This is a genomic window from Pseudomonas sp. PS01300, assembly GCF_029960155.1.
Lineage (GTDB): Bacteria > Pseudomonadota > Gammaproteobacteria > Pseudomonadales > Pseudomonadaceae > Aquipseudomonas > Aquipseudomonas palmensis.
Window position 1 is genome coordinate 29,033 of the sequence record NZ_JASCPN010000003.1, and the last position, 25,352, is coordinate 54,384.

Here is a 25,352-nt window from a genome sequence, read left to right on the forward strand (position 1 = left end):
GTCAGGACTTCTTTTCGTCTGCAGCTTTGTCGGTAGGATTGGCGATCAGCGCCTTGAGCTCGTCGCTCATGGGGAACATCAGGTTCAGGCCTTTAGGCGGGATTGGCTGGTTGAACCACTTGTCGTAGATCTTGTTGATCTCACCCGACTTGTACAGGGCGACGATGGCGTCATCGACCGCTTTCTTGAACGGGGCATCGCCCTTGCGCACCATGCAGCCGTAGATTTCATAGGACTGCGGGGTACCGGTCACGGCCCAGTCGGTCGGCTTCTTGGCCTTGGCCATTTCGCCGGCGAGCAGGGCGTCGTCCATCATGAAGGCCACGGCGCGGCCGGACTCGAGCATCTGGAACGACTCGCCGTGGTCCTTGGCGGAGATGACGTTCATCTTCATCTGCTTGTCGGCGTTCATCGACTTGAGGATGCGCTCGGATGTGGTACCGGCGGTGGTCACCACGTTCTTGCCGGCCAGGTCCGGGAAGTCCTTGTAGGAGGAATCCTTTTTGGACAGCAGGCGGGTACCGATCTCGAAGATGCCGACCGAGAAGTCGACCTGTTGCTGGCGCTCGAGGTTGTTGGTGGTGGAACCGCACTCGACGTCAACGGTGCCGTTCTGCACCAGCGGGATGCGGGTCTGCGAGGTGACCAGGTTGTATTTGACCTTCAGGTCCGGCTTGTTCAGGTCCTTTTTCAGGGCCTCGACGATAGCCAGCTGGATGTCGTGGGAGTAACCGACGGGTTTGCCCGAAGCGTCGGCGATGTAGGAGAACGGGATGGAAGCGTCGCGGTGCCCCAGGGTAATGGTGCCCGAGTCGTTGATTTTCTTCAGGGTGCCGGTCAGTTCGGCGGCAAGGGCCGGCGTGCTGATCAAAGCGGTCGCCATGGCGGCGCCCAACAGATGGGGAACGATACGCATCAAATTTTCCTCGACGTTGTTTTTCTTATTGAGCCGTTGGCGGGCTCTTTCGTTCAGCGAACACAGCAATGAAGCGGTTGCGCATTCGGGTACTGAGTGTAGAGCATGACTCATGCCAAACTCTGATTTTGATCATAACCCCATGCAAATAGCGGCGGCGGGCATTTTTTGCCGGGGTATGGCGGGGGAGGGATGTCCGGGTTTCCGATTAAGGGCCAATGGTTCGTTCGGGAAACCGAACAGATAGTGCTTTAGTGGCCTCATCGCGGGTCAAACCCGCTCCCACTGGTTTGCTGACCTTGTGGGAGCAGGCTTGACCCGCGATGCGGTTTGGCGGTGTCAGGCCGCCTGAATGCGCCCGCGGCTCAGTTCTACCCGTTGCAGGTAAACCCGCAGAGCCTGTTGTTCGGCCGGGCTGGTGAAAAGCCCCAGCTTGGTGCGCCGCAGCAGGATATCGTCGGCGCTGACCGCCCATTCCTCGCTGCACAGGTAATCCACCTCGCGGGTGAACAACCCGCCACCAATCGCATCGCCCAGGTCGTCCGGGCCCTGGACGCCCTCGAGCAGGCGCCATACGCGGGTGCCGTAGGTCAGCGCCCAGCGCTTGGCGATATCCGCTGGCAGCCAGCCGAAGCGCGCGAGAATCTCGTCGCACAGCGCCTGCGGCGTGGTCATCTGTTCACCGCCCGGCAGGCTGGAGGTGGCGGTCCAGCTACCGGTCATCTGGGTGAAGTACGGCGCCAGCTCGGCCATGGCCGATTCGGCCAGCTTGCGGTAGGTGGTCAGCTTGCCGCCGAACACCGACAGCAGCGGCGCCTCGCCGGCAGACGCCGACAGGGCCAGGGTGTAGTCGCGGGTGACCGCCGAGGGGTTGTCCGACTCGTCGTTGCACAACGGGCGCACACCGGAATAGGTGCTGAGGATGTCGGCGCGGCCCAGCTGGTGGTTGAAGTGCGCGTTCACAACCTTGAGCAGGTAGTCGGTCTCGGCCTCGGTGATGCTCACCTGGGCCGGGTCGCCGCTGTACTCGCGGTCGGTGGTGCCGATCAGGGTGAAGCGCTCCAGGTACGGGATGGCGAACACGATGCGCTGGTCTTCGTTCTGCAGGATGTAGGCATGCTCGCCCTCGTACAGCCGGGGCACGATCAGGTGGCTGCCCTGAATCAGGCGAATGCCGTAGGGCGCCTCCAGCTTGAGGTCGTCCTTGATGAACCTGGCCACCCACGGGCCGGCCGCGTTCACCAGGGCGCGGGCCTGGATGGTCTGCTGGCTGCCGTCGGGGCGTTCGAGCTGCACGTTCCACAGCTTGCCCACGCGCCGTGCGCTGACGCAGCGGGTACGGGTGAGGATGTGCGCACCCAACTCACGCGCGGCCATGGCGTTGAGCACCACCAGACGGGCGTCGTCCACTGCACAGTCGGCGTATTCGAAACCGCGGGTGATGGCCGGCTTGAGCGGGTTGCCCGGGCCGAAGCGCAGGCTGCGCGAGGCGCCCAGCTGCTTGCGCTTGCCCAGATGGTCATACAGGAACAGGCCGGCGCGGATCATCCAGGCCGGACGCAGGTGCGGCTGGTGCGGCAGCACGAAGCGCATCGGCTTGACGATATGCGGCGCCTTGGCCAGCAGCACTTCGCGTTCTGCCAGCGCTTCGCGCACCAGGCGGAACTCGTAGTGCTCCAGATAGCGCAGGCCACCGTGGATCAGCTTGCTGCTGGCCGAGGACGTATGGCTGGCCAGGTCGTCCTTCTCGCAGAGCAGTACCGACAGGCCGCGTCCGGCCGCATCGGTGGCGATACCGACGCCGTTGATGCCGCCACCGATCACGGCAACGTCGTAGATTTCGGCAAGGGCGGGCAATGGCGAGCTGGACTGGGACACGAGGCGGCCTCTGATTTCTATCGAATATGAACATTAATGTTCGTTTGCGAAAATGGTAGCGCAACAAAATGGCGCCCGCCAGTCGCTTTCAATAGAAAATACTGATCGGATGATAAATAAATGAAAAATTATGAACATTCGAGCGACCCCCGTTGCGAGGGCCGCGATGGCGCTACACCACGTCCAGGCGGATCTTGTGCTGGTTGAGCAACTGGGCGAGGGCGGCGACGGGAGGCTGGTCGGTCACCAGGCAGTCGATCAGGCTGATCGAGCCCAGGCGCACCATGGCGTTGCGCCCGAACTTGCTGGAGTCGGCGGCGAGGATCACCTGGCGCGCATTGGCGATGATGGCCTGGGACACGCGCACTTCCTGGTAATCGAAGTCGAGCAGGCTGCCGTCTTCATCGATGCCGCTGATGCCGACCAGGGCGAAGTCGACCTTGAACTGGTTGATGAAGTCGACGCTGGCCTGCCCGACCACACCGCCGTCGCGGCGCACGTTGCCGCCGGCCAGCAGTACTTCGAAATCGTCCTTGGCGCTGAGGATGGAGGCCACATGCAGGTTATTGGTGATGATCTTCAGGTGGTTGTGGTTGAGCAGGGCGCGGGCGATGGACTCGGTGGTGGTGCCGATGTTGATGAACAGCGAGGCGTGATCGGGGATCTGCGCGGCGATGGCTTCGGCGATACGCTGCTTTTCGTCGCGCATCTGGTCGGCACGCATGGCGTAGGCGGTGTTCTCGATGCTCGAGTCATAGGCCGCGCCACCGTGATAGCGGCGCAGCAGGTTCACTTCGGCCAGCTGGTTGATGTCACGGCGGATGGTTTGCGGGGTTACAACGAACAGCTGCGCCATTTCCTCGATACTGACATAGCCGCGTTCGCGGACCAGCTCGAGAATTTGTTGTTGGCGAGGGGGCAGATTCATGGGCGGTCCTTTTGGGCTGCCGGGCAAATCTGCATGTTGCCGCAGGATGGGGGCGGGCGCCAGCGCGGGGCTGGCTGAAACGATCCTGTGGGCGCCTCGCCAGCAAGGCTGGCGCCTACAGTGTAGGCGCCAGCCTTGCTGGCGAAGAAGCCTGCGCAGGTTTTATTCCTCGTGCGGTTCCCAGTCGCGGGTACGGTCCACCGCCTTCAGCCAGCCGGCGTACAGCTTCTCTTTCTGCGCCTCCTCCAACTGCGGAGTGAACTCGCGCTCGATGATGGCCTTGCCGCGCAGCTCGTCCAGCCCGCTCCAGAAGCCACATGCCAGGCCGGCCAGGTAGGCGGCGCCGAGCGCAGTGGTTTCGCGCATCTGCGGGCGTTCCACGCAGGTGCCGAGAATGTCGGCCTGGAACTGCATCAGGAAGTTGTTGGCCACCGCGCCACCATCCACCCGCAGTGCGCTCAGGCGCTCGCCGCAATCCTGCTGCATGGCGTCGAGCACGTCGCGGGTCTGATAGGCGATCGACTCCAGCGCGGCGCGGATGATGTGGTCGACCTTGACCCCGCGGGTCAGGCCGAACAGGGCGCCACGCGCGTACGGGTCCCAGTACGGCGCACCCAGGCCGGTGAATGCCGGCACCAGGTACACGCCGTTGCTGTCCTTGACCTTGCTGGCGAAGTACTCGGTGTCGTGGGCGTCGTTGACGATCTTCAGCTCATCACGCAGCCACTGCACGGTCGAGCCGCCGTTGAAAACCGCGCCTTCCAGGGCATAGGCCACTTCGCCGCGCGGGCCGCAGGCAATGGTGGTCAGCAGGCCATGGGACGACTGCACGGCCTTGTCGCCGGTGTTCATCAGCAGGAAGCAGCCGGTGCCATAGGTGTTCTTGGCCTGGCCCGGCTCCACGCACATCTGGCCGAACAGCGCAGCCTGCTGGTCGCCGGCGATGCCGGCAATGGCGATGCCGCTCTTGGTGTGGCCGTACACCTCTGACGACGAGCGTACCTGGGGCAGCATCTGCTTCGGGATGCCCAGCACCTGCAGCATCTTCTCGTCCCATTCCAGGGTGTGGATGTTGAACATCAAGGTGCGCGAGGCGTTGGTGTAGTCGGTGACATGCACCTTGCCGCCGGAGAACTTCCAGATCAGCCAGGTATCCACGGTGCCGAACAGCAGCTCGCCGCGTTCGGCGCGCTCACGCACGCCGTCGACGTTGTCCAGGATCCACTTGAGCTTGGTGCCCGAGAAGTACGGGTCGGTGACCAGGCCGGTGGTTTCGCGAATGTAGTCCGCGTGGCCGTCACGCTTGAGCTGCTCGCAGATCTCGGTGCTGCGTCGGCACTGCCAGACGATGGCGTTGTACACCGGGCGACCGGTTTCGCGGTCCCACACCACGGTGGTCTCGCGCTGGTTGGTGATGCCGATGGCCGCCACCTGGTCGTGGCTCAGGCCCGCCTGGGCCAGTGCTTCGACCATGGTCGCGCTCTGGGTGGCGAAGATCTCCATCGGGTCGTGCTCGACCCAGCCGGCCTGGGGGTAATGCTGGGCGAACTCGCGCTGCGAGGTGCCGACCACGTTGGCGTCACGGTCGAAGATGATCGCGCGTGAACTGGTCGTGCCCTGGTCCAGGGCAATGATGTAGTGCTTGTTCGGGGTGTCGGTCATGGTGTGGGCCTTGCACTCGAAAAGGTGGAAGTCGGGGCAGGGCGAGCCTGGCTCGCCGGTTCGGCATCAGGAGGCCTGGGTCTTGCCCCGAGCGTTGTCGTCGGTCTGGGCGTTCGCGCCGTCTGCCGTGGGCAAGTTGCGCGCGATCACGCCGCGATACAGGGCGGCACCCACGCTTGCACCTATGATCGGCGCAATGATGGGAACCAGGAAATAGGGAATGTCACGTGCGCCAGTAAAGGCCACGTTGCCCCAGCCGGCCAGGAAGGTCATGAGCTTGGGGCCGAAGTCGCGCGCCGGGTTCATCGCAAAGCCGGTCAGCGGGCCCATGGCACTGCCGATCACCGCGATCAGCAGGCCGATCAGCAGTGGTGCCAGTGCGCCCCGGGGCAGGCCGTTGCTGTCGTCGGCAAGGGCCATGATCACCGCCATCAGGATGGCCGTGATCACGGCCTCCACCAGAAATGCCTGGCCGGTGGACAGCAACGGGTGCGGATAGGTGGAGAACACCGAGGCCAGCTCCAGGCTGGCGGTGCTGCCGCGCACCATGGCGTGGGTCTGTTCGTAATCGAAGAACAGGTTGCTGTACAGGGTGTATACCAGCGCCGCGCCGCAGAAGGCACCGGCCACCTGGGCGACGATGTAGAACGGCAGCTTGCGCTTTTCGAAGCCGCTGAACAGGCTCAGGGCGATGCTCACGGCCGGGTTCAGGTGTGCACCCGACACCCCGGCGGTGAAGTAGATCGCCATGCTGACCCCCACGCCCCAGATGATGCTGATTTCCCACAGGCCGAAGCTGGCGCCCGCGACCTTGAGTGCCGCGACGCAGCCGGTACCGAAAAAGATGAGCAATGCGGTGCCGAGGAATTCGGCCATGCATTGGGCAGACAGCGTTGGTTGTCGTAGAGCAGTCGTCATTCGTGACCTCGGTTCTTGTTGTTGTGAGGCGCGTGTGCGCTCGACAAAAACCCGAGCAGAATCCCCATTCTGGTCGGGTTGACGGCAGAACTGCACGGTATTGGGGCAGTTCGATATTCAGAATCGAAAAAATATAGACAAGAAACGCTGATGTCAAAGGTCGAAAGTGAACTGCCATTCATATTCTGACTGCCGGTGGCTCAGGTGGTGTCGGTGGCAACCGGGCGGGTAATGGTTGGCTCCGGCGTTTTGCCCTAAAGTAGCCAGCGACTGGAGACCGATCACCCTGCCTGGAGCCCTGCATGACCCCCGCCCTGGATTTGCTCAAGAAAGCCCGCGCCGAACACCGCACCCACAGTTATGAACACGACCCCAAGGCGGCTTCCTACGGCCTGGAAGCCGCCGAGAAGCTCAACCTGGAGCCAGCGCGGGTGTTCAAGACGCTGCTGGCCAGCACCGAGAAGGGCGAGTTGCTGGTGGCGGTGGTGCCGGTGGTGGGCAGCCTGGACCTCAAGGCCCTGGCCCATGCGGCGGGTGCAAAGAAGTGCGAAATGGCCGACCCGATGGCCGCACAGCGTTCCACCGGGTACCTGGTGGGCGGGATCAGCCCGCTGGGGCAGAAGAAGCGCCTGCGCACCTTCATCGATGCTTCGGCGCAGCAGTTCGAAACCATTCATGTCAGCGCTGGGCGGCGCGGGCTGGAGGTGGAACTGGCGGCGGCGGTGCTGGCCGAGCACACCCGGGGCAGCTTTGCGGCGATCGGCCGCGAGTAGCATCTGTATCCTCCAAATCCGGCCATTCTGTATATGGAAGCGCGAGCGCCCGGGCAGGCATGCTCGCTGCCTTCCCATGCAGGAGCCAACCCATGCAGCTTGAATTTCACCAGGTCGATGCCTTCAGTTCCCAACCCTTCAGCGGCAACCCGGCGATGGTGTATCGCCTGGAGCAATGGCTGCCCGATGAACTGATGCAAAAGATTGCGGCCGAGCACAACCTGGCCGAAACCGCATTCGTCGTGCGCGAGGCGCAGCGCTGGCGCATCCGCTGGTTCACGCCCTCCACCGAAGTGCCGCTGTGCGGGCATGCGACCCTGGCCAGCGCGCATGTGCTGTTCGAGGTGTATGGGGAAGATGCCGAGCGCCTGGCGTTCGACAGCCGTTCGGGGCCGCTGACCGTGAGCCGCGAGGCGGGGCGCCTGGTGCTGGACTTCCCGCGCTACGACCCGCAGCCGCTGGCCGAGCTGCCGCCGGTGGCGCAGGCGCTGGGGTGCCCGGTGGTCGAGGTGTGGCAGACCAATGAACTGTTCGTGGTGCTCGAAAGCGAACAGGCGGTGCGGGATTGTCGCCCTGACATGGCGGCGCTGGTACCGTTGCCGGGGCTGGGCGTGATTGTCACGGCGCCAGGGCGCGAGCATGATTTTGTGTCGCGCTATTTTGCGCCGGGGATCGGTATCCCTGAAGACCCGGTGACCGGCTCCACGCACTGCTCGCTGATCCCTTACTGGGCGCAGCGCCTGGGCGAGGATGAGCTGCACGCGGTGCAGTGTTCCGCGCGGGGCGGGGAGCTGTTCTGCCGCCTGGAGGGGGCGCGGGTGAAGATTGGCGGGTATGCGACGCGGGTGGCGAGCGGGACGTTGTTCCTCTAGCGGCCCTTTTCGCCAGCAAGGCTGGCTCCTACAGTAGGCCAGGCAATTTCCTGTAGGAGCCAGCCTTGCTGGCGAAGCGTTATCAGAGCGCCGCGCTGTAGCGTCGCACGCCGTTCTCCGCCACCGGCAGTTGTGCCGGCACCGTGCCGGCCACCGGGAACAGCACCAGGTGGTCCGCCGCCACTTCAATGCCCACCTCGCCGCCGACCTGATGGTCGATATGGCTCGGGAAGATCGCTTCGAGCTGGCTGCCGGTACCCAGTTGCAGGCGGTACAGGGTGGACGCACCGAGGAAGCTCTTGCCGACGATGCTTGCCTTCAAGGCACTGTGGGGCGCATGCACGATGTCGTCCGGGCGCAGCAGCACATCCACCGCGCTGCCCTGGGGCAGGGTGTAGGCCCGATTGCCGCGCAGCTCGCCCAGTTCGGTCTGCACCGATTCGGGGCTGGTCAGCTGGCCACGGATGAAATAGCCCTGGCCGATAAAGCTGGCCACGAACGGTGTGAACGGTTCGTGGTAGAGGTTGTACGGGGTGTCCCACTGCTCCAGGCGGCCTTCCTTGAACACGCCCACATGGTCGCTGACGGCAAAGGCCTCTTCCTGGTCATGGGTGACCAGGATCGCGCTGGTGCCGCGACTCTTGAGGATGTCACGCACCTCATGACTGAGGCGTCGGCGCAGTTCCACGTCGAGGTTGGAGAACGGCTCGTCCAGCAGCAGCAGTTGCGGCTCGGGTGCCAGGGCACGGGCCAGGGCCACACGCTGTTGCTGGCCGCCGGACAGCTCGTGCGGGTAGCGCCCGCCAAGCTTGTCCAGCTTCACCAGCTCGAGCATTTCATCGACCACCTGGCGCTGGCGCGGGTGCTTGCCGATGCCGAACGCGATGTTCTCGGCCACGGTCAGGTGCGGGAACAGCGCGTAGTCCTGAAACACCATGCCGATGCGGCGCTTCTCCGGGGCCAGGGTGAAGCCGGCCTTGGAGATGACTTCGCCCGCCAGGCTGATCTCGCCCTCGTGCACCGGCTCGAAACCGGCGATGGCGCGCAGCGTGGTGGTCTTGCCGCACCCCGAGGAACCCAGCAGGCAACCGATGTCGCCGGCGTTGAGGTGCAGGTTGAGGTTCTGGACGATGCGCTGCTCGCCATAGCCGCAGGCGAGGTCGCGCAGGTTAAGCAGTAGAGGTTGACTCATGCGTGGTGATAGGCCGGTTCGACAAGATATTCGAGAAGCGCCTTCTGTGCATGCAAGCGGTTTTCGGCCTGGTCCCAGGCGACCGAACGGGGGTCGTCGAGCAGGTCCAGGCTGATTTCCTCGCCACGGTGGGCGGGCAGGCAGTGCATGAACAGGGCATCCGCAGCCGCCAGGTCGAGCAGTTCGCGGTTGACCTGGTAAGGCGCAAACAGCGCCAGGCGCCGTGCAGTTTCCTCCTCCTGGCCCATGGAAGTCCAGACATCGGTGCTCACCAGGTGTGCACCGCGCACGGCGTCCTTGGGGTCGCGCACGATCTGCACGCGCTCGCCGGCCTGGGCCACGAACGCCGGGTTGGGCTCATAGCCCTCGGGGCAGGCGATGCGCAGCTGGAAGTCGAACTGGATGGCCGCTTCTATATAGCTGTTGCACATGTTGTTGCCATCGCCCACCCAGGCCACGGTCTTGCCCTGGATCGAGCCGCGGTGTTCGAGGAAGGTCTGCATGTCGGCCAGCAGCTGGCACGGGTGCAGGTCGTCGGACAGGCCGTTGATCACCGGTACCCGCGAATTGGCGGCGAACTCGGTGAGCGTGCTGTGGGCAAACGTACGGATCATCACCGCGTCGAGCATGCGCGACATGACGATGGCGCAGTCACCGATCGGCTCGCCACGGCCCAGCTGGGTGTCGCGTGGCGACAGGAAGATGGCCTGGCCACCGAGCTGGATCATGCCGGCTTCGAACGACAGCCGGGTACGCGTGGACGATTTTTCGAAAATCATGCCCAGCACGCGGTTTTTCAGGGGTTCGAAGAGTACGCCGCGGTTACGCAGGTCCTTCAGCTCGATCCCTCGGCGGATCACACTGACCAGTTCTTCGGCGGTGAAATCCATCAGGGAGAGAAAGTGCCTAGCGCTCATCATTGACTACCTTTTTGCAACAGACCGCAGATCATCAAAAGCCGGTTTTCGAAAACAACGGAAGTGACCTGCGGCGAAAGCCGCACGGGGCGACGAAATAGGGAAAGGCGCAATACTATAATTAAATGTCGCGTCTTACCAAGTGGGGGCTGCGAACTCGACGTTGCCGAATGTGTTGCAAGCCGTTGGGTGACGCTTTTTATTGGGCCGGACAGGCTTTGTACACTGCCCGCCGAGGCCTTTGCAACGCATGCGCGGTACAGGTACCAGCGCGCCGCGACCATCGCCTTGCCTGATGCCGGGCGATTCACGCCACGAACGTCACTGGCGAGGGGGGCGGGGCAGGGCCATAGTCGAGGTCGCTAATCAGACCCACAACAAGAGGCGGCCATGAGCAAAAGCGTGCATCACCGTGCCTGTCATCTGTGCGAAGCCATCTGCGGCCTGACCCTGGAAGTGGCCCATGAGCCTGGGCAGGCGCCGCGCATCACGTCGATCAAGGGCGATGCGCTGGACACCTTCAGCCGTGGCCATATCTGTCCCAAGGCCGTTGCGTTGCAGGACATCCAGAACGATCCGGACCGCCTGCGTACTCCCATGCGCCGCATCGGCGAGCAATGGCAGGCCATCGGCTGGGACGAGGCGTTCGCGCTGGCCGCCCGGAAGCTCTGGGCCCTGCAGCAGCGCCATGGTCAGAACGCGGTGGCGGTGTACCAGGGCAACCCCAGCGTGCACAACTACGGCCTGATGACCCACAGCAACTATTTCCTGGGCCTGCTCAAGACGCGCAACCGCTTTTCCGCGACCTCGGTCGACCAGTTGCCGCAGCACCTGACCAGCTACCTGATGTACGGCCATGGCCTGCTGTTACCGATTGCGGACATCGACCATACCGACTTCATGCTGATTCTGGGCGGCAACCCCTTGGCTTCCAACGGCAGCATCATGACCGTGCCCGATGTCGAAAAGCGCCTCAAGGCCCTGCAGGCACGGGGCGGCAAGCTGGTGGTAGTCGACCCGCGGCGCAGCGAGACCGCGGCCATGGCCGACCGACACCTGTTCGTGCGCCCAGGCACTGATGCGGCGCTGCTGTGCGGGCTGCTCAACACCCTGTTCGAGGAAGGCCTGAGCCGTACCACGCACCTGCCGGTGGCCGGGCTGGACGCGGTGCGCGAGGCAATCGCGCCGTTCACAGCCGAAGCCATGGGCCCGCGCTGTGGCATCGAGGCCGAGCAGATCCGCCAGTTGGCCCGTGACTTCGCCGCCGCCGACAAGGCCGTGTGCTATGGGCGCATGGGCATCTCGACCCAGGCTTTCGGCACCCTGTGCCATTGGCTGGTGCAGATGATCAACCTGGTCAGTGGCAATCTGGATCGGGTCGGCGGCGCCTTGTGCACCCAGCCGGCAGTGGACCTGGTGGCCAGTACCAGCGGCGGGCATTTCAACGCCTGGCAGAGCCGTGTGTCGGGCCTGCCCGAGTACGCAGGCGAGCTGCCGGTGGCGGCACTGGCCGAAGAGATGCTGTGCGAGGGCGAAGGGCAGGTGCGCGCACTCGTCACCGTGGCCGGCAACCCGGTGCTCTCCACGCCCAATGGGCGGCAGCTGGAGCAGGCGCTGCAAGGGCTGGAGTTCATGCTCAGCATCGACCTGTACATCAACGAGACCACGCGCCATGCCGACCTGATCCTGCCGTCCACCTCGGCGCTGGAGAACGATCACTACGACACCACCTTCAACCTGCTGGCGGTGCGCAACGTCAGCCGCTTCAACCGGGCGATCCTGCCCAAGCCCGAAGGCGCGCTGCACGACTGGGAGATCTTCGTCGGCCTGGCCAAGGCCTTCGCGGCACTGGCCGACAAGCCGCTCAAACCGACCCTGACACCCGCGCAGATGATCGACCTGGGCTTGCGCGGCGGGCCCCATGGCCAGGGCAGCGCGTTCGACCTGTCGCTGCACACCCTCGAGCGCTATCCCCACGGTATCGACCTGGGGCCGTTGCAGCCCAACCTCGGTGCACGGCTGAAAACTGCCAGCCAGTGTGTCGAGGCCGCGCCCGCGGTGATCCTGGCCGACCTTCAGCGCTTCGCCGCGCAAGCTTTGCCCCACGCCACGCAACTGGTGCTGATCGGGCGTCGGCATGTGCGCAGCAACAACTCCTGGATGCACAACTACCATCGCCTGGTGAAGGGCAAGCCGCGCCACCAGCTGCTGATGCACCCCGACGACCTGGCCGGCCGGCAGTTGCAGGACGGCCAGCGAGTGCGCGTCAGCTCGCGCGTGGGCAGCATCGAGGTGGAGGTGCTCGCCAGCACCGATATGATGCCCGGCGTGGTCAGCCTGCCACACGGCTTCGGCCACGGGCGGCCAGGCATGCGCCTGGGCATCGCTCAGGCGCAAGCAGGGGCCAGTGCCAACGATCTGACCGACGAGCGTCAGCGCGACGCGGTATCGGGCAATGCGGCGCTCAACGGGGTGGTGGTAGAGGTGGTTGCGGCCTGATATCGGCAAGGCCGAGCGTCACGCTCGGCTTTCCGATACAATGCGTCACCGTGCCGACAACCAGGTCGGAAAGTTCAGCCGCGAGGTGCTTCATGGATATTATCGAAACAATCAAAGAGCAGATTGCCAACAACACCATTCTGCTTTACATGAAAGGCTCGCCGAATGCCCCGCAGTGCGGCTTTTCGGCCAAGGCGGCGCAAGCCGTGATGGGTTGTGGCGAGAAGTTCGCTTACGTGGATATCCTGCAGAACCCGGAAATCCGCGCCAACCTGCCCAAGTACGCCAACTGGCCGACCTTCCCGCAACTGTGGGTGGGCGGTGAGCTGGTCGGCGGCAGCGATATCATGGCCGAGATGTTTGCCAACGGCGAGCTGCAGACCCTGATCAAGGACGCCGCTGCCAAGGCCGAGGCGGCCAAGGCCTGAATCCGGTTCTGCACTGAAGAGCCCCGCATCTGCGGGGCTTTTTTGTGCCTGCCTGGGCCCGGTGGCCGGCAAGGCCGGTTACCTCAGGCGAAAAAAAGCCCCGCACAGGCGGGGCTCTGGTTGCAGCCGGTTGGGCGTGATTACTCGCCCATCTGCGACTGCAGGTAGTTTTCCAGGCTGACCTTGTCGATCAGGCTCAACTGGGTTTCCAGCCAGTCGATATGCTCTTCCTCGGCCTCGAGGATGTCCTCGAGCAGTTCGCGGCTGCCGAAGTCGCCCACGGTCTCGCAATGCGCAATCGCCGCCTTCAGGTCGATCAGGCCTTTCTGCTCCAGGCGCAGGTCGCACTCGAGCATTTCCTTGGTGTGTTCGCCAATCAGCAGCTTGCCCAGGTCCTGGACGTTGGGAATACCTTCGAGAAACAGGATGCGCTTGATCAGTTTGTCAGCGTGTTTCATCTCGTCGATGGATTCTTTGTATTCGTGCTTGCCGAGCTTTTCCAGACCCCAGTCTTCGTACATGCGCGCATGCAGGAAGTATTGGTTGATTGCGACCAGCTCGTTTCCGAGGATCTTGTTGAGATGCTGGATGACGCTAACGTCGCCTTTCATGATGGGGTCCTGCCCTGCGTAAGTGTGTCGATAAGCACGAGTCTGAGCCCGACAACTTCCAGTGTCAAACCTAAGTTATTGAATAATAAATGAAAATTAATCGGAATAAGAATGTTTGTGTTCCGCGTTTTAAGCCTAACTACTTGAATTGCAGGCATAAAAAAACCGGACACGAGGTCCGGTTCTTCAAATTCGCTGTTTTCAGGCTGCGGTAAATTCTACCGGATAAGGCAGGGCGGCCTGGCTGACCTGCAGTTTGGTCAGGGTTTCACGTACCACTTCCTTGGCCAGGCAGGCACATTTGCCGCACTGGGTGCCCACGTTGGTGGCGGCACGGACTTCCTTGTAGCTGCAGCATCCTTCGTAAATCGCATCGCGGATCTGTCCGTCGGTAACACCAACACAAAGACACACATACATAAGGGAGACCATCGCTGGTAAAGGCTTGATGTCGGGGAGCTTAATGCTAATGAGAATGCTTGTCAAAGTACCTTGTGCAGAGGCCCGTTCCAGAGCGACCGGCGGTCAGTCTGGCAGTGGGCTGGCATTCGCTCGGCGCACGGCGTCGGTCGGTGTATGATGGGCAGTTCTTGTGTCATGCCAGCGGACCTGCGGGTCGGCTGCGCAAACCATTCAATACCATCAGGAGATATCGAATGAGCGTGCTCGTAGGCAAAAACGCCCCGGACTTCACCGTACCTGCAGTACTGGGCAACGGCGAGATCGTCGACAGCTTCAACCTGGCTTCGGCTATCAAGGGCAAGTACGGCCTGGTGTTCTTCTACCCACTGGACTTCACCTTCGTCTGCCCGTCCGAGCTGATCGCCCTGGATCACCGCATGGACGACTTCAAGGCGCGCAACGTTGAAGTGATCGCCGTTTCGATCGACTCGCACTTCACCCACAACGCCTGGCGCAACACCCCGATCAACGCCGGCGGTATCGGCCCGGTCAAATACATCATGGCTGCCGACCTCAAGCACGAAATCGCCCAGGCCTACGACGTCGAGTCCGAAGGCGGCGTGGCCTTCCGTGGCGCGTTCCTGATCGACGACAAGGGTGTTGTCCGTTCGCAGATCGTCAACGACCTGCCGCTGGGCCGCAACATGGAAGAGCTGATCCGTCTGGTCGACGCGCTGCAATTCCACGAAGAGCACGGCGAAGTCTGCCCTGCCAACTGGAAAAAAGGCGACAAGGGCATGACCGCTTCGCCAGAAGGCGTTGCTGCCTACCTGAGCGAGAATGCTGGCAAGCTGTAAGCGCCACGCATGAAAAAACCGGCCCTGGTGGCCGGTTTTTTTATGCCTGTTCGCCAGCAAGGCTGGCTCCTGCGTCGCGTAGCGTCTGCAGGCGCCGGCCGGCGAAGCGGTCAGTCGCGAAAGTCCTGCCAGCCGCCCATTTCCTTCCAGCGATTGACGATGCCGCAGAACAGCTCGGCCGTCTTCTCGGTGTCGTAGCGCGCCGAGTGTGCCTCCCGCCCGTCAAAGTCGATGTCGGCACTCTGGCAGGCCCGCGCCAGCACGGTCTGACCATAGGCCAGGCCAGCCAGGGTGGCGGTGTCGAAGCTGGAGAACGGGTGGAAGGGGTTGCGCTTCATGTCGTGGCGCGCCACGGCCGCGTTGAGGAAGCCCAGGTCGAAACTGCTGTTGTGCCCCACCAGGATCGCGCGCTTGCAGCCATTGGCCTTGAGGGCCTTGCGCACGCCGCGGAAGATGTCGGTCAGCGCCGACTCTTCGCTGACCGCCATGCGCAGCGGGTGATCGAGCTTGATGCCGGTGAAGTCCAGAGCCGCCTGTTCGATATTGGCGCCCTCGAAGGGTTCGACGCGGAAGAAATAGGTGTGCTCCGGGAACAGGAAGCCCTTTTCGTCCATGCCGATGGTGACTGCGGCTATTTCCAGCAGTGCATCGGTAGCGCAGTTGAAACCACCGGTTTCAACATCCACCACCACCGGCAGGTAGCCGCGAAAGCGCTCTGCCATCGGATGGCGCGAACCGCCGCCTTGACCTTCCTGGTCGTCTTCGTAATCGTCGCTCACACAGTCTCCTCCAGCAGGCGCCAGCGCAGTTGCTCACCGGCGCGCAGCGGGATGACAGTCTGCTCGCCGAACGGCAGGCTGCCTGGGGCGGTCCAGCTTTCGCGGACCAGGGTAATGTGGTCGGTGTTCGCCGGCAGGCCGTAGAACGCCGGGCCATGCAGGCTGGCGAAACCTTCCAGCTTGTCCAGCGCGTTGCGCTGTTCGAACGCCTCGGCGTACAGCTCGATGGCGGCGAACGCGGTGTAGCAGCCGGCACAGCCGCAGGCGGCTTCCTTGGCATGCTGGGCGTGGGGCGCCGAATCGGTGCCGAGGAAGAACTTGCTGCTGCCGCTGGTGGCTGCGTCGAGCAGAGCCACCTGGTGGGTGTTGCGCTTGAGGATCGGCAGGCAGTAGAAGTGCGGGCGAATACCGCCCACCAGCATGTGGTTGCGGTTGTACAGCAGGTGCTGGGCGGTGATGGTCGCGCCGACGTTGGCCGGGGCCTCGTTGACGAACTGCACGGCTTCGGCAGTGGTGATGTGCTCGAACACCACTTTGAGCGTGGGGAAGCGTTCGACCACACGGCGCAGATGCTCGTCGATGAACAGCTTCTCGCGATCGAACACGTCGATCTCGGGGCGGGTCACTTCGCCGTGCACCAGAAGTGGCATGCCCACCTCGGCCATGGCTTCGAGCACCGGGAAAATCTTGTCGACGCTGGTCACGCCGGAGTCCGAGTTGGTGGTCGCGCCGGCCGGGTACATCTTGGCGGCATGCACGAATCCGCTGGCCTTGGCCGCGCGAATGTCCTCGGGCTGGGTGCGGTCGGTGAGGTACAGCACCATCAGCGGTTCGAAGCGGCTGCCGGCAGGGCGGGCGGCCAGGATGCGCTGGCGATAGGCGTCGGCTTCGGCAGTGTTGCGTACCGGCGGTACCAGGTTGGGCATGATGATGGCGCGGGCAAAGGTGCGCGCCACGTCGCCGACGGTATGGGGCAATACAGCGCCATCGCGAAGATGGATGTGCCAGTCGTCGGGACGCAGGAGGGTCAGGCGGTCGGACATTGGGGATTCCAGGCGGTTCGAACTCCCGGTGAATGCTACCGGAAAAGCCCGATCCGAGCACTCGCTATCAAGTTTTGCGCAGGGCGTCCGATAGCTTGCAGGTATGCCGTAAGAAATTTGTGGAGCCGCCCGTGCGCCAGCGTTACCTAGCCCTGCTCAGTATGTTTGCCAGCCTGCCGGCCGTGGCACTCACCTTCCAGACTCGCGTGGAGAACGTCGAGTGGAAGGTCGAGGGCGATCAGTTCGAATGCCGGCTGATCCAGCCGATCGCCGATTTCGGCAGCGGCGAGTTCGTGCGCCGCGCGGGCGAGCAGGCCACCTTCCAGCTGCGCTCCACCAGCAATGTGCTGGGCGCCGGCTCCGCGACCCTGCTGGCCGCCGCCGCACCGTGGCAGCCCGGGCGTGGCGACATCAACCTGGGCACGGTGCGCATGGCGCGCAGCGGCGTGCTGTTCAACAGCTCCCAGGGCCAGGCCAGCCGGCTCATCAATGGCCTGCTGGACGGGCGCAGCACCGTGGTGCGCAACTACACCGGCGAAGCCGGGCGCAGCATGGAAGTGCGCGTGCTGCCGGTGAAGTTCAACCGTGCCTACGGTGACTACCAGGCCTGTGCGGCCAAGCTGCTGCCGATGAACTATGACCAGGTGCGCCAGGCACGCGTGGGCTTTCCGGGCGGCGGTATCGATCTGGATGCCGATGCACGTGCCCGCCTGGACGTGATCATCGACTTCCTCAAGGCCGACCCCACGGTCAACCACATCGAGCTCGATGGCCACTCCGACAACAGCGGCAACCGCCTGACCAACCGTGACCTCTCGCGTCGCCGCGCCCTGGCGGTGCAGGACTACCTCAAGGCCCATGGCATCCCCGAAGAGCAGATCACCGTGCGCTTTCATGGCGAGCGCTATCCGCTGGCGGCCAATACCAATGCCGCCAATCGGGCACGCAACCGCCGGGTGAACATCCAGCTCGACCGCGTCACCCCGGTCGAGAAGCCCGCAGAGGTTGCCCCGCACAAGCCTGCCGAACCGGCAGCGACCCCGCCTGCGCCGGCACCCACGCAGACGCCGGCCGCCCAGGCAGGCAAACCCGCCGCCTGATTCGACGGTGCGACCGCCGGTCGCGCCGACGACAATTTCTGTCGCTTTGTCGTCACAAGCTGTCGCCCCACTGTAAATTCTGCGGTAAGGCCGGTAGAATCACCGGCTTTCCGTACAACCCGTGGAGTGATGGCATGGCGGACGTAAAAAAGGTCGTACTGGCGTATTCCGGCGGCCTTGATACTTCGGTGATTCTCAAGTGGCTGCAAGATACCTACAACTGTGAAGTGGTGACGTTCACCGCCGATCTGGGGCAGGGCGAGGAGGTCGAACCGGCCCGCGCCAAGGCTCAGGCCATGGGTGTCAAAGAGATCTACATCGATGACCTGCGAGAAGAATTCGTCCGCGATTTCGTGTTCCCGATGTTCCGCGCCAACACCGTCTACGAAGGCGAGTACCTGCTGGGTACTTCCATCGCACGTCCGCTGATCGCCAAGCGTCTGATCGAGATCGCCAACGAAACCGGCGCCGACGCCATTTCCCATGGCGCCACCGGCAAGGGCAACGACCAGGTGCGTTTCGAGCTGGGTGCCTACGCGCTCAAGCCAGGCGTCAAGGTCATCGCCCCATGGCGCGAGTGGGACCTGCTCTCGCGCGAGAAGCTGATGGACTACGCCGAAAAGCACGGTATCCCGATCGAGCGTCACGGCAAGAAGAAGTCGCCGTACTCGATGGACGCCAACCTGCTGCACATCTCCTACGAGGGCGGCGTGCTGGAGGATACCTGGACCGAGCACGAAGAAGACATGTGGCGCTGGACCAAGTCGCCAGAAAACGCCCCTGACGTTCCTACCTACCTGGAACTGACCTACCGCAACGGCGACGTCGTGGCGCTGGACGGCGTCGAGATGACTCCGGCCACCGTCCTGGCCACCCTGAACCGCATCGGCGGCGAGAACGGCATCGGTCGCCTGGACATCGTCGAGAACCGCTATGTGGGCATGAAGTCCCGTGGCTGCTACGAAACCCCGGGCGGCACCATCATGCTGCGCGCGCACCGTGCGATCGAGTCCATCACCCTGGACCGCGAAGTGGCTCACCTCAAGGATGAGCTGATGGCCAAGTACGCCAGCCTGATCTACACCGGCTACTGGTGGAGCCCTGAGCGTCTGATGCTGCAACAGATGATCGATGCTTCGCAGTTGAACGTGAACGGTGTGGTTCGCCTGAAGCTGTACAAGGGCAACGTGATCGTCACCGGTCGCAAGTCTGACGATTCGCTGTTCGATGCCAACATCGCCACCTTCGAAGAAGACGGCGGCGCCTACAACCAGGCCGACGCGGCGGGCTTCATCAAGCTCAACGCACTGCGCCTGCGCATTGCCGCGAACAAGGGCCGCTCACTGGTGTGAGGGGCGCTTGAACGAAAGGAACCCGGCCTGAGGCCGGGTTTTTTTATGCCTTCATTGCGGTGGCTCGGCGCCCAGGGCATGGGTGGTCAGTGTGGTCTGCGTGCCGGTTTCAAGGTTGTGGATGACCAGCGTGCCCAGCCTGGGCTGTTGCGTGATGGCCTGAGTGACAAGGTATTCGATCAGCGATGTGCTGTGTGCACCGGAAATGACGATGGTCGAGATAGCGGGTGCCATGGCGTCGCAACCCAGGGGTGGGGCTTGTGTGGTCAATTGTGCAAAGGCAGAACGGGCAGGCGGCAGGTGACTTTCACGTTGTTCTGAAGTTGGCCAGTCTTTGGGTTCATCCGGAACTTCAGGCGTGTCCTCGTTGTACTCCGGGCAATACAGCGTCTTGCTGTTGAAGTTGAGCGTCAGGAAAAACAGGATTGTCAGAAAGGGTGGAAAGCCCACCAGAAACCACGTGTAGATACCCTGGCTGTCTTCGCCAAGAAAGGGCAGTGATGCCAACGCAGAGGCTTCGATGATTCCCGCGAAAATAGCAATGATCGTCAGTGGGCTTTTCGGTTCGACGTTGCTCATGTACGTGCCTGCTGCTCGGCGTGAGCGCTGTTTCGTGGGCGCAAGGGTCAGGGTTCGCATTGTTTTTGGAACCACTATGCGGCCTGGGTACTTCGGTGTTCAGGGGGTTATGGATCGTCCTCAGGAAATACTTCGGTGCAACTTCGACGCGATAAAACGCCGTGACAGGATTGATACCCGGGTTAGTCAAATATCACGGATATTTCCTGCGTGCGGGCGAGCGTTGTCATATGGAACGTGGCGAGAGTGCGGTGTTAGTGTTTGTTCGCACTGCATGCACGCCTCGAACGACGCAATGATTGTTTCTGCTTAACGCCTGCTATCAGGAAGTTTTGTAGGAATAATCTTCTATTTAGGTAGGTCTGGTCTTGTCGTGCAACTGTCAAGGAAGCTGCAATGCACTATGCCGGTTGACTAGGCTATTGTGCGGGCTCAAAAAATCGAACAGCGAAAATTGGATTTTGCCCATGAATAAAGTGCTGATCGTGGATGATCATCCGGTCATTCGCCTGGCTGTACGCATGCTGATGGAGCGGCATGGCTATGAAGTTGTCGCAGAGACCGACAACGGAGTGGACGCGCTGCAGCTGGTCAAGAAACACCTGCCCGATATCGTGATACTGGATATCGGCATGCCCAAGCTCGATGGGCTGGAGGTCATCGCAAGGTTGACCTCCAATGACGTGAACATAAAGGTACTGGTGCTGACCTCACAGGCACCTGGGCATTTTTCGATGCGGTGCATGCAGGCGGGCGCCGCGGGTTATGTCTGCAAGCAGCAGGACCTTACCGAGCTGCTCAGCGCCATCAAGGCGGTCCTCTCCGGTTACAGCTACTTCCCCAACCAGGCCCTGCACTCGGTGCGTTCGAACCTTGGCGGTTCCAGCGAAGCGGATATGGTCGAACGTCTGTCGGGGCGGGAGATGATGGTGCTGCAGCAACTGGCACGCGGCAAGACCAACAAGGAGATTGCCGACGGCATGTTTCTGAGCAACAAGACGGTGAGTACCTACAAGACGCGCCTGTTGCTCAAGCTCAATGCGCGATCCCTGGTGGACCTTATCGAACTGGCCCAGCGTAACGGCCTGGTGTGAACCAGACCTTGCCAGGGCGACTGCCTGGCCCCTGCATGCGCTAGAGACGGCCCGCCCGCGACCTGAAGTGGGCCGTCAAAGATCGAAGTCGTAATCGGCCAACTGCTTTTGCAGGCGGCGTTCTTCCAGCATGTTGTCGATGGTGCGACGCTTGCTGAGGTTGGTCTTCGCCGTTTCGGGCGGGCTTTCCGTTTCCTGTTCGTCTGCCGTGTCCGGCTCGACGTCGATATCCAGCTCTTCGTTATCGGTGCTCATAAGTCACTCCATGCCAAGAGGGCTATTGGCGCACCTTATAGCGATATTTTCAGAGCCGGTAAAAAAGATTTTTTCAATCGTGCGCAACCGATTCAACTATTTGTTCAATCGTCGGAGGCTTTTTGCGGGTACTCGCAAAGGTCCTCGATACGGCAGCTTCCACAGCGTGGCTTGCGCGCCTGGCATACATAGCGCCCATGCAGTATCAGCCAGTGGTGCGCATCCAGCAGATAGTCCTTGGGCACAAACTTCATCAATGCCTTTTCCACCTCCAGCACCGTCTTGCCGGGGGCGATACGGGTGCGGTTGCTGACCCGGAAGATATGCGTGTCCACCGCCATGGTCGGCTGGCGAAATGCGGTGTTGAGCACCACGTTGGCCGTCTTTCTGCCCACCCCGGGCAACGCTTCGAGGGCTTCGCGGGTTTGCGGCACTTCGCCGCCGTGGCGCTCGATCAGCAGGCGACAGGTTTCGATGACGTTCTTGGCCTTGCTGTTGTACAGGCCGATGGTCTTGATGTAGCTGGACAACCCTTCAACGCCCAGGTCGTAGATGGCCTGGGGCGTGTTGGCCACCGGGTACAGGCGTGCAGTGGCCTTGTTGACCCCCACGTCGGTGGATTGCGCCGAGAGGATGACCGCGATCAGCAGTTCGAAGGGGGTGGTGTAGGCCAGCTCGGTCTTCGGGTCCGGATTGTCTTCGTGCAGCCTGCGAAAGATTTCCAGGCGTTTGGCAGCATTCATGGGCTCAGAGGCTTCCTTGACGGCTAGAGGGGGCCGGCTTGCGCCGCACCCGGTTGAAAATGGCCAGTAGCAGGCCCAGCAGGATCAGTGCGCCCGGGGTCAGTTGGGCCAGGCGCAGCCCGGCAGAGCCCAGCAGTTCGCGGCACAGGCCCAGCAGCAGGTGCACTGTACACAAGCCGATGACCACCAGCAGGCCTTGCGCGACGCCGCGATGGCGCTCGAAGCACTGTTCCAGCAGCACGCATTGCAGTGCGATCAGCGCCGGGTAGATGCCCAGTTGCGCGTGAACCTCCAGGGCCCAGGCGCGCAGGCTCAGCTCCAGGCAGGTCACCAGCATCGCCGCCAGCAGCACGCTGACCAGCGTGGTCTGCAGCCCTTGCAGCAGCGGGCGCAAGGGCGTCATGCACAACCGGTGCAGGCACAGGCTCAACAGGCTGAACAACGCCACCGCTGCGGCCTGGGCCAGGGTCTGGCTGGCGCCCAGCATCGGGGCCAGGCTGAGGATGAGCAGGCTGCGGCTATTCATGTTCACCGGTACCCAGCAGATAGAGGGAGTGTTCGTCGAAGTAGCGCAGGGCATCGTGCACCGCCCGGATCACTGCGCGGGAGGTCACGCTGGCGCCGGCCAGCTGGTCGAACTGGCCGGCATCGCGCTTGAGGGCCCAGGCCGGATCGGGGGTGTCCGCCAGCGTGCGGCCCTCGAACCCGCGTAGCCAGGTGTTGCCCGGTTCACTCAACTTGCCGCCAAGCCCTGGCGTTTCCTGGTGCTGCAGCACCCGGGTGGCCAGCAGGCGGCCGTGGCTGTCGATGGCGATCAGCAGGTCCAGTGGCCCCGCATAGCCCTGAACCCGGCTGTGCAGCACCACGGCGCTGGGCTGGCCGAGCAGGGTCGCGCGGTAGCCGGCCAGCAGGGTGCTATGGGCCAGGGTCGGTGCGGGCAGTGCGAGGGGGCGTTGCAGCGGCTGGTTGTCGTAGCGCTCTGCCGGCAGCACGCTCAGCAGGCTCCTGGCCTTGAGCTGCAGTTCAGCCTGGCTGATACGCGCGGCGTTCAACTGCGCCCAGCCAATGGCGCAGCCGATGGCCAGGCACGCCACAGCCGCCACCAGCAGCACTGCACGCGCCCGGGGGGTCATGCCGGCTGCCCTTGGCGCCGCGCGGCCCAGCGTTCGAGCGCCGGCACGCACAGGTTCATCAGCAGCACGGCGAACGCACTGCCGTCGGGGTAGCTACCCCAGGTACGGATCAGATAGACCAGCACGCCCACCCCGGCGCCGAACAGCAGGCGTGCGCTGGCCGCCCTGGGGCCGCTGACCGGTTCGGTGACGATGAAGAACGCGACGAACAGGCTGGAGCCGGCCAGCAGGTGAAACAGCGGCGAGCCATTGGAGTCGGAGCCCGAGCCGTTCCAGCCCAGCAGGCTCATGATGAACAGGCTGCCCAGCATGGCCACCGGGGCATGCCAGCTGAACACCTTGCGCTGCAGCAACAACAGGCCACCGGCCAGGAAGGCCAGGGCGACCCACTCGCTGCCCGCGCCGGCGAACCGGCCGAAGGCCGGGTGCTGGCCGAACAGTTCTTCGATGGTCAGGCTCTGGTTGTGGCGCACCACATCCAGCACCGTCGCCTGGGCCCAGGCGTCGGGTCGGACGGCCAAGCCGAACACCGCTTCGAGGCTGGTGCCCAGGTCCAGCGGTTGCGGTCCGGGCCACTGGGTCATCTGGGCCGGAAAGCTGACCAGGGCCACGGCATAGCCGAGCATGGCCGGGTTGAACGGATTCTTGCCAAGCCCGCCGTACACATGCTTGCCCAGGGCCAGGGCGCTTGCGCTGGCAATCACCGGCACCCACCAGGCGAGGTAGGCGGGCAGGGCGATGGCCAGCAGCGTGGCGCTGACCAGGGCGCTGCCATCGCCCAGTGCAGCACGTACCGGGCGGCGCTGGGCGCGCAGCAACACCGCTTCGGTCGCCAGCGCCGCGGTGGTGGTCAGCAGCAGGTTGAGCAGGGTGCCCCAACCGTGCAGCCAGGTCAGTGCCAGCAAGCCGGGCAGGCACGCCAGCAGCACCAGGCGCAGGCTGGCGCGCAGGCGTTCGCCCGGGTCAGGCGCGGGCAGCATCGCTTACCGCCAGCAGTGATTCCAAGTGAGCCTGGGCCTGTTGCTGCGCTTGCTGCAGCTCAGCCAGTTGCGCTTGCTGCGCCGGGCTTGGCGAGTCGCCAAAGGCTGTGCGCGCCTTGGTCAGCTGGGCGCGACTCATGGTCGCGGCAATCTTGGCCTTTTTCAGCGCCGCATCGGCGGCTGCAGCCTTTTGCGCCTGCACCCGCGCAATCGCGGCCTTGATCGGGTCGTCGGCCGGCACCGCAGCCGCCGCGTTCGGGGCGGGCCGCTGGCTGCGCGCGATGCGTTCGGCCTGCTTGCGCGCCTCTTCGCGTTGCAGGCGCTGGGCACGCTGCTCGAAGCGATGGCGTGCATGGCTGCGCCGGGCGGCGCGGGCGAGCTGCTGTGGCCGGGTGCGCGCCAGGCCGCCGACGATCGGCACGATGGGGCTGTCGGCAGGCAGTGGCAGCAGGTCGATGCAGTCGACCGGGCAAGGCGCCACGCACAGGTCGCAGCCGGTGCATTCGGCGCTGATGACCGTGTGCATCAGCTTGGCGGCGCCGACGATGGCGTCCACCGGGCAGGCCTGGATGCATTTAGTGCAACCGATACATTCGGCCTCGCGAATGAAGGCGACCTGGGCGGGCGCACTGCCGCGGTCGGTATCCAGGGCAATCACCGGCACCTGCAGCAGTGCTGCCAGTGCGGCAATGGTCTCGCTGCCGCCGGGTGGGCACTTGTTGATCGCCTCGCCCGCTGCCAGCCCCTGGGCGTAAGGCTGGCAGCCGGCATGACCGCACTTGCCGCATTGGGTCTGGGGCAGCAGGGCGTCGATGCGTTGAATCAGGCTCATGAAGTGAACAGTCCGTTGAAACCGAGAAAGGCCAGGGCCATGATCCCTGCGCCGATCAGCTCGATGGGCAGGCCGCGCAAGGCCACGGGGGCCGCGTCGCTGCGTTGGCGCAGGTCGTCGAACAGGCACAGCGCCAGCCAGAAGCCCAGGCCGCCGCCCAGGCTCAGGGCCAGGGTGGCGAACGGGTCGAGCGTGGCATCGCTGGCTTGCAGGGCAAGGCCCAGGACGGCGGCATTGCCCAGCAGCAAGGGTTTGAGGCCGGTGAACGGCCAGTGTGGCAGTTGGCGTTGCAACCGGTTCAGCACCGGCGCTGCCAGCAGAACGCACAGCGGCAGGAACACGAACAGGCGCAGGTACTCCAGTTGCAGCGGGCGCAACCCGTAGCGGTAAAGCAACTGCCCCGGTACGAGCGCCAGCACCATCAGCACCAGCGTCGCCAACCCCAGTGCGTGCACCCGGCGACGTGACGCCGGCTCGACGGGCTGCAGCAGCGGGTCGAGCGCGAGGGCCTGGTGCAACACGAGGTTGTTGACCAGCGCAGCGCTGATAAGGGTAAGGAGCAGTTCGGTCATGGGCGCGCCACAGGCAAGAGGCTGTGCGCCATTATCC

The 25,352-nt window shown here is 63.6% G+C and carries 26 protein-coding genes and 1 pseudogene; 8 read left to right on the plus strand and 19 right to left on the minus strand.

Annotated features, from left to right (window positions below; all coding sequences use genetic code 11):
- Window position 1 precedes the first annotated feature (1 nt).
- From QMX96_RS02470 to QMX96_RS02490, 5 genes are all read right to left on the minus strand, one after another.
- On the minus strand, window positions 2-916 hold the full coding sequence (locus tag QMX96_RS02470) for a glutamate/aspartate ABC transporter substrate-binding protein (protein ID WP_043861987.1): 915 nt from the start codon (window positions 914-916) through the stop codon (window positions 2-4).
- A gap of 339 nt (window positions 917-1,255) precedes the next feature.
- Complete coding sequence (gene glpD, locus QMX96_RS02475) at window positions 1,256-2,794, minus strand: glycerol-3-phosphate dehydrogenase (protein WP_282361145.1); 1,539 nt, start codon at window positions 2,792-2,794, stop codon at window positions 1,256-1,258.
- A 172-nt stretch (window positions 2,795-2,966) separates the two neighbouring features.
- A complete protein-coding gene (locus QMX96_RS02480; protein ID WP_043861985.1) occupies window positions 2,967-3,722 on the minus strand; it encodes a DeoR/GlpR family transcriptional regulator in 756 nt (251 codons plus the stop codon).
- A gap of 162 nt (window positions 3,723-3,884) precedes the next feature.
- Window positions 3,885-5,384, minus strand: a complete 1,500-nt coding sequence (gene glpK / locus QMX96_RS02485) for a glycerol kinase GlpK (RefSeq protein ID WP_043861984.1) — start codon at window positions 5,382-5,384, stop codon at window positions 3,885-3,887.
- Window positions 5,385-5,450: 66 nt separating this feature from the next.
- Window positions 5,451-6,302: an MIP/aquaporin family protein gene (locus QMX96_RS02490; RefSeq protein WP_043861983.1), complete on the minus strand. Its 852-nt coding sequence runs from the start codon at window positions 6,300-6,302 to the stop codon at window positions 5,451-5,453.
- Window positions 6,303-6,604: 302 nt separating this feature from the next.
- On the opposite strand from QMX96_RS02490, the gene ybaK reads away from it, so the two are divergent.
- The gene (gene ybaK, locus QMX96_RS02495; RefSeq protein ID WP_282361146.1) at window positions 6,605-7,075 is read left to right on the plus strand and encodes a Cys-tRNA(Pro) deacylase; all 471 of its coding nucleotides are present in this window, start codon (window positions 6,605-6,607) and stop codon (window positions 7,073-7,075) included.
- 92 nt (window positions 7,076-7,167) lie between these two features.
- Window positions 7,168-7,947 (plus strand): PhzF family phenazine biosynthesis protein, encoded by a 780-nt coding sequence (locus tag QMX96_RS02500; protein WP_282361147.1) that lies wholly within the window; start codon window positions 7,168-7,170, stop codon window positions 7,945-7,947.
- 82 nt (window positions 7,948-8,029) lie between these two features.
- On the opposite strand, the gene QMX96_RS02505 is transcribed toward QMX96_RS02500, so the two are convergent.
- Both QMX96_RS02505 and argF read right to left on the minus strand, forming a co-directional pair.
- On the minus strand, window positions 8,030-9,139 hold the full coding sequence (locus QMX96_RS02505; protein ID WP_043861980.1) for an ABC transporter ATP-binding protein: 1,110 nt from the start codon (window positions 9,137-9,139) through the stop codon (window positions 8,030-8,032).
- Complete coding sequence (argF, locus tag QMX96_RS02510) at window positions 9,136-10,056, minus strand: ornithine carbamoyltransferase (protein WP_043861979.1); 921 nt, start codon at window positions 10,054-10,056, stop codon at window positions 9,136-9,138. Before argF ends, QMX96_RS02505 begins: the two co-directional genes overlap by 4 nt.
- Window positions 10,057-10,446: 390 nt before the next feature.
- Between argF and QMX96_RS02515 the strand changes: the two genes are divergently transcribed.
- Both QMX96_RS02515 and grxD read left to right on the plus strand, forming a co-directional pair.
- Window positions 10,447-12,555: a molybdopterin oxidoreductase family protein gene (locus QMX96_RS02515; RefSeq protein ID WP_229589974.1), complete on the plus strand. Its 2,109-nt coding sequence runs from the start codon at window positions 10,447-10,449 to the stop codon at window positions 12,553-12,555.
- A gap of 92 nt (window positions 12,556-12,647) precedes the next feature.
- Window positions 12,648-12,983 carry a Grx4 family monothiol glutaredoxin gene (grxD, locus tag QMX96_RS02520; protein WP_038999109.1) on the plus strand — a complete coding sequence of 112 codons (336 nt, stop codon included), beginning with the start codon at window positions 12,648-12,650 and terminating at the stop codon, window positions 12,981-12,983.
- Window positions 12,984-13,123: 140 nt separating this feature from the next.
- On the opposite strand, the gene bfr is transcribed toward grxD, so the two are convergent.
- Together bfr and QMX96_RS02530 are read right to left on the minus strand one after the other, a co-directional pair.
- The gene (gene bfr / locus QMX96_RS02525) at window positions 13,124-13,594 is read right to left on the minus strand and encodes a bacterioferritin (RefSeq protein WP_043861977.1); all 471 of its coding nucleotides are present in this window, start codon (window positions 13,592-13,594) and stop codon (window positions 13,124-13,126) included.
- A 201-nt stretch (window positions 13,595-13,795) separates the two neighbouring features.
- Window positions 13,796-14,014, minus strand: a complete 219-nt coding sequence (locus QMX96_RS02530; protein ID WP_043861976.1) for a bacterioferritin-associated ferredoxin — start codon at window positions 14,012-14,014, stop codon at window positions 13,796-13,798.
- Window positions 14,015-14,250: 236 nt separating this feature from the next.
- On the opposite strand from QMX96_RS02530, the gene QMX96_RS02535 reads away from it, so the two are divergent.
- Window positions 14,251-14,853, plus strand: a complete 603-nt coding sequence (locus QMX96_RS02535; RefSeq protein ID WP_043861975.1) for a peroxiredoxin C — start codon at window positions 14,251-14,253, stop codon at window positions 14,851-14,853.
- A gap of 110 nt (window positions 14,854-14,963) precedes the next feature.
- On the opposite strand, the gene rnt is transcribed toward QMX96_RS02535, so the two are convergent.
- Both rnt and pyrC read right to left on the minus strand, forming a co-directional pair.
- Window positions 14,964-15,575: a ribonuclease T gene (rnt, locus tag QMX96_RS02540; RefSeq protein ID WP_173925077.1), complete on the minus strand. Its 612-nt coding sequence runs from the start codon at window positions 15,573-15,575 to the stop codon at window positions 14,964-14,966.
- A 53-nt stretch (window positions 15,576-15,628) separates the two neighbouring features.
- On the minus strand, window positions 15,629-16,675 hold the full coding sequence (gene pyrC, locus QMX96_RS02545; protein ID WP_043861973.1) for a dihydroorotase: 1,047 nt from the start codon (window positions 16,673-16,675) through the stop codon (window positions 15,629-15,631).
- Between the two features lie 131 nt (window positions 16,676-16,806).
- Here pyrC and QMX96_RS02550 point away from each other — a divergent pair, with 131 nt between their 5' ends.
- Both QMX96_RS02550 and QMX96_RS02555 read left to right on the plus strand, forming a co-directional pair.
- Window positions 16,807-17,775: an OmpA family protein gene (locus QMX96_RS02550; protein WP_282361148.1), complete on the plus strand. Its 969-nt coding sequence runs from the start codon at window positions 16,807-16,809 to the stop codon at window positions 17,773-17,775.
- 134 nt (window positions 17,776-17,909) lie between these two features.
- The gene (locus tag QMX96_RS02555) at window positions 17,910-19,127 is read left to right on the plus strand and encodes an argininosuccinate synthase (protein ID WP_043861971.1); all 1,218 of its coding nucleotides are present in this window, start codon (window positions 17,910-17,912) and stop codon (window positions 19,125-19,127) included.
- Between the two features lie 51 nt (window positions 19,128-19,178).
- Here the strand turns inward: QMX96_RS02555 and QMX96_RS02560 are convergent, their stop codons facing one another.
- Window positions 19,179-19,706, minus strand: coding sequence for a hypothetical protein (locus QMX96_RS02560; RefSeq protein WP_282361149.1), 528 nt, complete (start codon window positions 19,704-19,706; stop codon window positions 19,179-19,181).
- Between the two features lie 467 nt (window positions 19,707-20,173).
- Here QMX96_RS02560 and QMX96_RS02565 point away from each other — a divergent pair, with 467 nt between their 5' ends.
- Entirely contained in the window at window positions 20,174-20,800 is a 627-nt protein-coding gene (locus QMX96_RS02565; protein ID WP_043861969.1) for a response regulator transcription factor, read from the plus strand.
- Between the two features lie 75 nt (window positions 20,801-20,875).
- On the opposite strand, the gene QMX96_RS02570 is transcribed toward QMX96_RS02565, so the two are convergent.
- From QMX96_RS02570 to QMX96_RS02600, 7 genes and pseudogenes are all read right to left on the minus strand, one after another.
- The gene (locus QMX96_RS02570; RefSeq protein WP_043861968.1) at window positions 20,876-21,055 is read right to left on the minus strand and encodes a hypothetical protein; all 180 of its coding nucleotides are present in this window, start codon (window positions 21,053-21,055) and stop codon (window positions 20,876-20,878) included.
- 104 nt (window positions 21,056-21,159) lie between these two features.
- A complete protein-coding gene (gene nth / locus QMX96_RS02575; RefSeq protein ID WP_282361150.1) occupies window positions 21,160-21,798 on the minus strand; it encodes an endonuclease III in 639 nt (212 codons plus the stop codon).
- Between the two features lie 4 nt (window positions 21,799-21,802).
- Window positions 21,803-22,324 (minus strand): Rnf-Nqr domain containing protein, encoded by a 522-nt coding sequence (locus tag QMX96_RS02580; protein WP_236176556.1) that lies wholly within the window; start codon window positions 22,322-22,324, stop codon window positions 21,803-21,805.
- Window positions 22,317-22,931: an RnfABCDGE type electron transport complex subunit G gene (locus QMX96_RS02585; protein WP_058540966.1), complete on the minus strand. Its 615-nt coding sequence runs from the start codon at window positions 22,929-22,931 to the stop codon at window positions 22,317-22,319. Before QMX96_RS02585 ends, QMX96_RS02580 begins: the two co-directional genes overlap by 8 nt.
- The gene (locus QMX96_RS02590) at window positions 22,928-23,911 is read right to left on the minus strand and encodes an RnfABCDGE type electron transport complex subunit D (RefSeq protein WP_054914748.1); all 984 of its coding nucleotides are present in this window, start codon (window positions 23,909-23,911) and stop codon (window positions 22,928-22,930) included. Before QMX96_RS02590 ends, QMX96_RS02585 begins: the two co-directional genes overlap by 4 nt.
- 16 nt (window positions 23,912-23,927) lie before the next feature.
- Window positions 23,928-24,743 (minus strand): annotated as a pseudogene (locus QMX96_RS02595) (RnfABCDGE type electron transport complex subunit B); the annotation flags it as partial.
- Window positions 24,740-25,315, minus strand: coding sequence for an Rnf-Nqr domain containing protein (locus QMX96_RS02600; protein ID WP_282361151.1), 576 nt, complete (start codon window positions 25,313-25,315; stop codon window positions 24,740-24,742). The pseudogene QMX96_RS02595 and the gene QMX96_RS02600, both read right to left, overlap by 4 nt.
- Window positions 25,316-25,352: the final 37 nt, after the last annotated feature.